The following is a 6,683-nucleotide window of genomic DNA, read 5'->3' on the forward strand; positions in this document are numbered from 1 at the left end:
TGTTTACCTCAGGCCTCGCCCAGATAGGCTTTGATCACGTCGTCGTTCTGGCGGATTTCTTCCGGTGTGCCACTGGCCAGGGGGCGGCCCTGGTTGATGACGTTGATGCGGTCGGAAATATCCATTACCAGGCTCATGTCGTGCTCAATCAGCACTACGGAAACGTTGTAGTCCTCTTTCAGGCTGATGATCAGCTGGTTGAGTTCCTTGGTTTCCGCCGGGTTGAGGCCGGCTGCCGGCTCGTCGAGCATTAACAGCTTGGGCTCGGTGACCATGCAGCGGGCAATCTCCAGACGCCGTTGCTGACCGTAGGCGAGGTTGCCGGCTTCCCGGTTGGCCAGATCCAGCAGGCCAACCCGATCCAGCCAGTAGGCGGCCCGATCCAGGGATTTCTGCTCTTTGGTCCGGTAACTGGGGGTTTTGATCAGGCCCGAAATCAGGTTGGTGTTCAGGTGGCGGTGTTGAGCCACCAGCAGGTTTTCCACCACCGTCATCTGGCTGAACAGCCGCACATGCTGGAAAGTGCGCACCATACCCAGTCGGGAGATCTTGTAGTCGGGTTTACCCTGTACTTCCTTGCCCTCGAACAGGATCTTGCCGCCCGTGGGCTTGTAAAAACCGCTCATGCAGTTGAATACAGTGGTTTTTCCAGCCCCGTTGGGGCCGATGATGGACACAATCTCGTGTTCCTGAACGTCCAGAGACACTTCGTCTACCGCCAGCAGGCCGCCAAAGCGCATGGACAGATTCTGTACTTCAAGCATCGTCTGTCACTCCTGCCTTTTGAGTTCAATATGAATGCGGCGCATGGGCATCAGGCCCTGCGGACGCCAGACCATCATCAGCACCATAGCGGCACCGAAGATCAGCATGCGGTATTCGGAGAACTCACGGGCCAGTTCCGGCAGGATGGTGACAGCGATTGCCGCCAGTACCACACCGATCTGGGAACCCATGCCGCCGAGAACCACGATCGCCAGGATGATGGCAGACTCCAGGAAAACAAACGATTCCGGGCTGATGAAGCCCTGCTTGGAGGCGAACACAGTGCCGGCAAAACCGGCAAAGAAGGCGCCAATGGTAAAGGCGGACAGCTTCACTGCGGTGCGGCTGAGACCCAGGGAGCGGGCAGCGATCTCGTCTTCCCGCAGTGCTTCCCAGGCCCGGCCCACGGGCATCCGCATGAATCGACGGATTACGAGCGCGGTGAATACCGCCAGAACCAGGGCAATGAGGTACAGGAAGATAACCTTGTGCTCACCGCTGTAGGCGATGCCGAAGGTTTCGTGGAACGAGGTGTTGCCCTCTTCCTTCACCCGGCGCCCGAATTCCATGCCGAACAGGGTTGGATCGGGGATGCCACCAATGCCGTTGGGGCCGCCAGTCAGCGTCGTCCAGTTGTTCAGGAGTATCCGGATGATCTCGCCAAACCCGAGGGTTACGATGGCCAGATAATCCCCCCGCAACCGGAGTACCGGAAAGCCCAGCACCAGACCGAACAGGGCGGCAAGCAGAGCACCGATAGGCAGTGCCAGCCAGAACGAAATGCCGGTGTACTGGGAGAGCAGGGCAAAGGTGTAGGCGCCCACGGCGTAGAATGCCACGTAGCCAAGATCCAGAAGTCCGGCCAGACCGACCACGACGTTCAGGCCAAGGGCCAGCATCACATAGATCAGCACCAGTGTGGCCAGATCCACGGAACCGCGGGACACGAAGAAGGGCCAGAATAGTGCAAGAACCACGATGCCGGTCAGTACCCAGGACTCAATCTTTGCCCGACGGTTTTCCGCCATCGGCTCTTTGTTGGATTGGGGCAGAGGATGGGGAATGCTCTTCAGGCCTCCCATGATCTGTTCCCGGAACATCTGGAACAGGAATACGATCACTGCCGCGAGCAATACCATCACGATGGTGGTGGCATCGGCGCCGGTCAGGGTCACGTTGATGCCCTGGGCCTCAAGATTGAACCCAATGATCGGGTAGGAAATGATCAGTGTAATGAACGCGCAGAAAAGTGCGTGTCTGAAATTGTTAGCAGCCATCAGATCTTCTCAACCTCCGGTTTGCCGAGCAGGCCGGTGGGTTTGAACAGCAGAATCAGAATCAGCAGGCTGAATGAGATCACATCCTTGTACTCACCGCTGAGGTAGCCGGAGGTCATGCTCTCTGCCACGCCCAATATCAGTCCTCCCAGCATCGCGCCGGGTATGCTGCCAATGCCGCCAAGTACCGCTGCGGTAAAGGCTTTCAAGCCGGCAATGAAGCCGAACAGAGGATCAACCGAACCGTAGTACATGCCCAGAAGCAGGCCGGCAACGGCTGCCAGTGCCGCACCGATCACAAAGGTTGCCGAGATGATCCGGTTGGTGTCGATGCCCAGCAGGTTGGCCATACCCAGGTCCTGTGACACGGCCCGGCAGGCGCGGCCAGTCCGTGAACGGGAAATAAACAGGGACAGGGCTGTCATACAGATCAGTGTGGTGATGAAGATGGTGATCTGCATATAGGACAGGGACATCTGGAAACCGTCACCGGAACCGAAGTTGAAACCACCGTCAATCAGGGCCGGGAAACCAATGTTGCGGGATCCCTGTGCCAGGTGAACGTAGTTCTGCAGGAAGATGGACATGCCGATGGCGGAGATCAGCGGGATCAGGCGGTGACGCCCCCGCACTGGCCGGTAAGCCACCCGTTCCACTGCCCAGCCCATGGAGCTGGAAACGATCATGGCACACAGCAGGGCGACGATCAGTATCAGCGGCAGCCAGGCAAGGCCGAGGGCGGTGAGGCCGGTAATGGCAATCAGCGCCGTGTAGGCACCGATCATGTAGATTTCACCATGGGCAAAGTTGATCATGCCAATGATGCCGTAAACCATCGTGTAGCCGATGGCGATCAGGGCATAGGTGCTCCCGATCGTCAGCCCGTTAATGAGCTGCTGAGAAAAATACAGGAGGTCTTGCATTGTTATGGGACTCCGAAAGCCTGCCCCCTCCACGACCACACCCCGTGCCCGGGATATCCGGGCAGGAGGTGGGGAGGATCAACAGGAGCCTAGAAAAACACCTTCTCCCGGATCGCGGTGAGAAGGTGCTCTCATGATTACCGTTTGTTAACGATTTTGGCTCAGTTTACCGGAGTTTTGCTTCCATCTGAATGCCATTCGTACACAACAAACTCGAACGACTTCATGTCGCCGGACTTGTCGTACTCAACGGTGCCGATCGGAGTCTGGAAGGTGCCTTCGCGCAGGGCGGCAGCAACGTCGAACGGATCGGTGGAGCCGGCGGCTTCAATGCCTTCGGCAACCAGCTGGACAGCGGTGTAGGAGGTCAGAACGAACGGACCGGAGGGATCCTCACCTTTCTCTTCGAACGCTTCAACCAGCGCCTGGTTTTCGGCTTTCTGGTCGAATGCCGGTGGCAGGGTTACCAGCAGGCCTTCAGCGGCTTCGCCGGCGATGGTGTTGATGTCCTTGTTACCCACGCCCTCGGGGCCCATGAAGCGGGCGTCCAGGCCAGCGGAGTCAGCCTGGCGCAGGATCAGACCCAGTTCCGGGTGGTAACCGCCGTAGTAGACGTAGTCCACATCAGCCTGTTTGAGTTTGGTTACCAGCGATGAGAAGTCCTTGTCGCCGGCCGTGATGCCTTCAAACATGGCAATTTCAACGCCGGCGTCTTTCAGGGTGTCACGAACCGCAGTCGCAATGCCTTCACCGTACTGCTGCTTGTCGTGAACAATAGCGACGCGCTCGGGATTCTGGGAAGCAATGTAGTTGGCTGCAACCGGGCCCTGCATGCTGTCGAGGCCGATGGTACGGAACACCAGTTCATAGCCACGCTCGGTGATTTCCGGGCTGGTAGAAGCCGGGGTCACCATCAGGATGCCTTCGTCTTCGTAGATGTCAGAAGCGGGCTGGGTGGAGCTGGAACACAGGTGACCGATAACGAAGCGTACGCCATCGTTGACCAGGCTGTTGGCAACGGTTACCGCCTGCTTCGGGTCACACACGTCGTCGTACTCGACGGCAACAAGTTCTTCACCCATGACACCGCCATTGGCGTTGATCTGTTCGATCGCCATGCGGGCACCGGAGAATTGCATGTCACCATACTGGGCAACGGGGCCAGTCATGGGTCCGGCGATACCGATCTGGATTTCAGCAGCGGCATGGCCGGCGCCCATCAGGGCTACGGAAGTGCTAACAGCAGTTACGAGTTTTTTTACTGAAGTTCTCATTGAGTCTGTCCTGTTTTATTTCAGGGTTATTCTTGTGTTCTCAGAGAGTTAAACAAGCACCACACCCCGCTGCTTGTCAACTGGATGAGTCTGGGGTTTGGTCCGGAACACGGGCCTGTCTGCAGAGGCAAATCCCGTGCCGCTCTGAGCGGTGTCACGCATCCGTGCTGTTTTCTTCATCCTGGTAGACCAGCTCGCGGAAGCTCTCATGTTCGCGCAGCTGATCAAAACTAACGTCTACGGAAGCATCGTCGCGGTATGCCTCGGAAATTTCAATAGCTTTCTTCAAGGTGCTTACTGCGTCCTCCCAGCGGCCGATTTCCGCATAGGCGCATGCCAGCTGATAGTGCGCGTGGCCATTATCCGGTGCAAGCTTCAGCGCGCGTTGGCAGAGACTGATGGCCCACAACGGTTCCTGCATTTCCAGGACAGCGTCGGCCTTGTAACTCAGAGCTTCCACATCATCCGGGCGAAGATCCAGAATCTGGTCGTAGGCGGAAATCTTGTTCTGCTGTGAGGTTTCCTGGCTGGCTTTCAGCCACAGGGAATGCACTTCGTTGGTGCGCTCGATCTCGGCCTGGTTCTGGTGAATGATGTCGGATTTCTGCTTGAGCTGGTCCTCGATGAACTCGAGCCGTTGCTCATACTCGATCACCAGCTCGTTGACCCGTTTTTCGGCCAGACTGGTCAGCTGATTGCGCATGTCCCGGATGGAGTTCCAGCCGATCACCACGAGAATGGAGGTGGCGCCGGCGATCAAGTAAAAGAAGTAGGTAACGGTATCGGTGGCATAGGACATGGTTTTGTCGGCAACGGACAGTTCCTTGTCTACCACCTTTTCGATCAGTTCTGCGCGGGTGTTCTGCATTTCTTTGCGCAACGCTTTGCTCTCTTCTAACAGGTAAAGCTCGATGAAAGGGGTATACATCGGCTTTTCCAGCGTCTTGATGCTCTCTCTCAGGTCTTCTGAGGTGAGTTCTCCCTCTGGCCCCAGTTTATCCTGGGCGAAGAGGGTACCGGCGAACGTCGTCATCAAAAGAAAAGGCAGGAAATACTTGATCATCGGGCGCATTCCGTCCGTCTGTCGTAAGTGGAACAAGTGGGAAACCTTAGCATAGTGGAAGGCCGAAGAAATGCCGGGAATCTCCCTGACTTGCAATCATGGGTGCAAAGACCTCTAATAGTTAGGGGTATAAAGAAATTCCCATGACCGAATCGGAGTATTGCTGTGAACAGTTATGAAGATGTACTGGTAGCTCTCAGGCGGGTTATCCGGGCGACGGACCTTCATTCGAAGCGTCTCAGCAAGCATGCCGGGCTCACGGGGCCCCAGCTGCTGATCATGAGAACGATTCGGGATCTGGGCGAGGTGACTATCGGCACCATTGCGGAAAAGGTCAGTCTCAGCCAGGCGACGGTAACCACCATCCTGGATCGCCTCGAGCATCGGAAACTGGTTTATCGGGTACGCAGCACCCAGGACAAACGTAAGGTTCACGCGCACCTGACCGAGGAAGGTGCAGATCTTCTGGCCCGGGCGCCCAATCCGTTGCAAGAGGATTTCATTCAGAAATTCCAGAGCCTGGCGGAGTGGGAGCAAACCATGATTCTGGCCTCGCTTCAGCGGGTGGCCAACATGATGGATGCCGATGATATTGATGCATCACCGGTGCTAACCGTTGGGTCGGTTCTGAAGGATGACGGGTGGAAGGAGAAAGCCTGACCTCAATGAGCCAGGCTTTCTCCTGCCATTAGTGCACCGAAGACCCTTTCCTCGGCTTATTGGCGAAGCACACCTGGAAAACATCGCTGTAATGCTTGGCAAAGTTCACCGCCAGGCCTTCCTTCAGGTACTGCGGCAGCTCCTCATAATCCCCCCGATTGGCTTCCGGCAGGATCAGGTTACTGATTTTCTGCCGACGCGCCGCAATGACCTTCTCTCGAATGCCGCCTACCGGCAGCACCTGTCCGGTCAGGGTGAGCTCTCCGGTCATGGCGATGTTTTGTTGTGGCGCCTCTCCGCGTGCGATCGACAGCAGGGCGGTGGCCATCGTGACACCGGCGCTGGGGCCATCCTTCGGCGTGGCGCCTTCGGGCACGTGCAAGTGCACGAAGGACTTGTCGAAGAACGTCGGGTCGCCTTTGAAGCGCTTGAGGTTTGAGGACACATAGCTGTAGGCGATTTCTGCGGACTCTTTCATGACATCACCCAGCTGGCCCGTCAGTTTAAAGCCGCGTTGTGCGCTGTGAATCCTGGAGGCCTCGATGCTCAGGGTGGCTCCGCCCATGGCGGTCCAGGCCAGGCCAGTGACAACGCCGGTGCCTTTCAGGGATTTCTCTTTCTTGAACGAAGGCCGCCCCAGATAACTCTGCAGATCCGACACGCCCACCTTGACCGGCTGGTCCGGGTTTTCCAGCAGCTTCACGATCCCCTTGCGGAGTAT

Annotated in this window: 7 protein-coding genes; 1 reads left to right on the forward strand and 6 read right to left on the reverse strand. The window is 57.2% G+C overall.

Annotation, left to right across the window (positions count from 1 at the left end; genetic code table 11):
- Positions 1–8 precede the first annotated feature (8 nt).
- The 5 genes from livG to KYE_RS06325 all read right to left on the reverse strand — a co-directional run bounded on the left by livG (position 9) and on the right by KYE_RS06325 (position 5,302).
- Positions 9–764, reverse strand: a complete 756-nt coding sequence (gene livG / locus KYE_RS06305) for a high-affinity branched-chain amino acid ABC transporter ATP-binding protein LivG (protein ID WP_008171552.1) — start codon at positions 762–764, stop codon at positions 9–11.
- Between the two features lie 6 nt (positions 765–770).
- Positions 771–2,042 carry a high-affinity branched-chain amino acid ABC transporter permease LivM gene (locus KYE_RS06310; protein ID WP_008171555.1) on the reverse strand — a complete coding sequence of 424 codons (1,272 nt, stop codon included), beginning with the start codon at positions 2,040–2,042 and terminating at the stop codon, positions 771–773.
- The gene (gene livH, locus KYE_RS06315) at positions 2,042–2,965 is read right to left on the reverse strand and encodes a high-affinity branched-chain amino acid ABC transporter permease LivH (protein WP_008171556.1); all 924 of its coding nucleotides are present in this window, start codon (positions 2,963–2,965) and stop codon (positions 2,042–2,044) included. The genes KYE_RS06310 and livH overlap by 1 nt, the downstream gene beginning before the upstream one ends.
- A gap of 161 nt (positions 2,966–3,126) precedes the next feature.
- Positions 3,127–4,239, reverse strand: coding sequence for a branched-chain amino acid ABC transporter substrate-binding protein (locus KYE_RS06320; RefSeq protein WP_008171558.1), 1,113 nt, complete (start codon positions 4,237–4,239; stop codon positions 3,127–3,129).
- A gap of 154 nt (positions 4,240–4,393) precedes the next feature.
- Positions 4,394–5,302, reverse strand: coding sequence for a TPR end-of-group domain-containing protein (locus tag KYE_RS06325; RefSeq protein ID WP_008171560.1), 909 nt, complete (start codon positions 5,300–5,302; stop codon positions 4,394–4,396).
- A 165-nt stretch (positions 5,303–5,467) separates the two neighbouring features.
- Here KYE_RS06325 and KYE_RS06330 point away from each other — a divergent pair, with 165 nt between their 5' ends.
- Positions 5,468–5,962: a MarR family winged helix-turn-helix transcriptional regulator gene (locus KYE_RS06330; protein WP_008171562.1), complete on the forward strand. Its 495-nt coding sequence runs from the start codon at positions 5,468–5,470 to the stop codon at positions 5,960–5,962.
- 28 nt (positions 5,963–5,990) lie between these two features.
- On the opposite strand, the gene KYE_RS06335 is transcribed toward KYE_RS06330, so the two are convergent.
- The coding region (locus tag KYE_RS06335; protein WP_008171564.1) for a S16 family serine protease at positions 5,991–6,683 on the reverse strand (693 nt) is incomplete at its 5' end.

This window comes from Marinobacter manganoxydans MnI7-9 (genome assembly GCF_000235625.1).
Taxonomy (GTDB): domain Bacteria; phylum Pseudomonadota; class Gammaproteobacteria; order Pseudomonadales; family Oleiphilaceae; genus Marinobacter; species Marinobacter manganoxydans.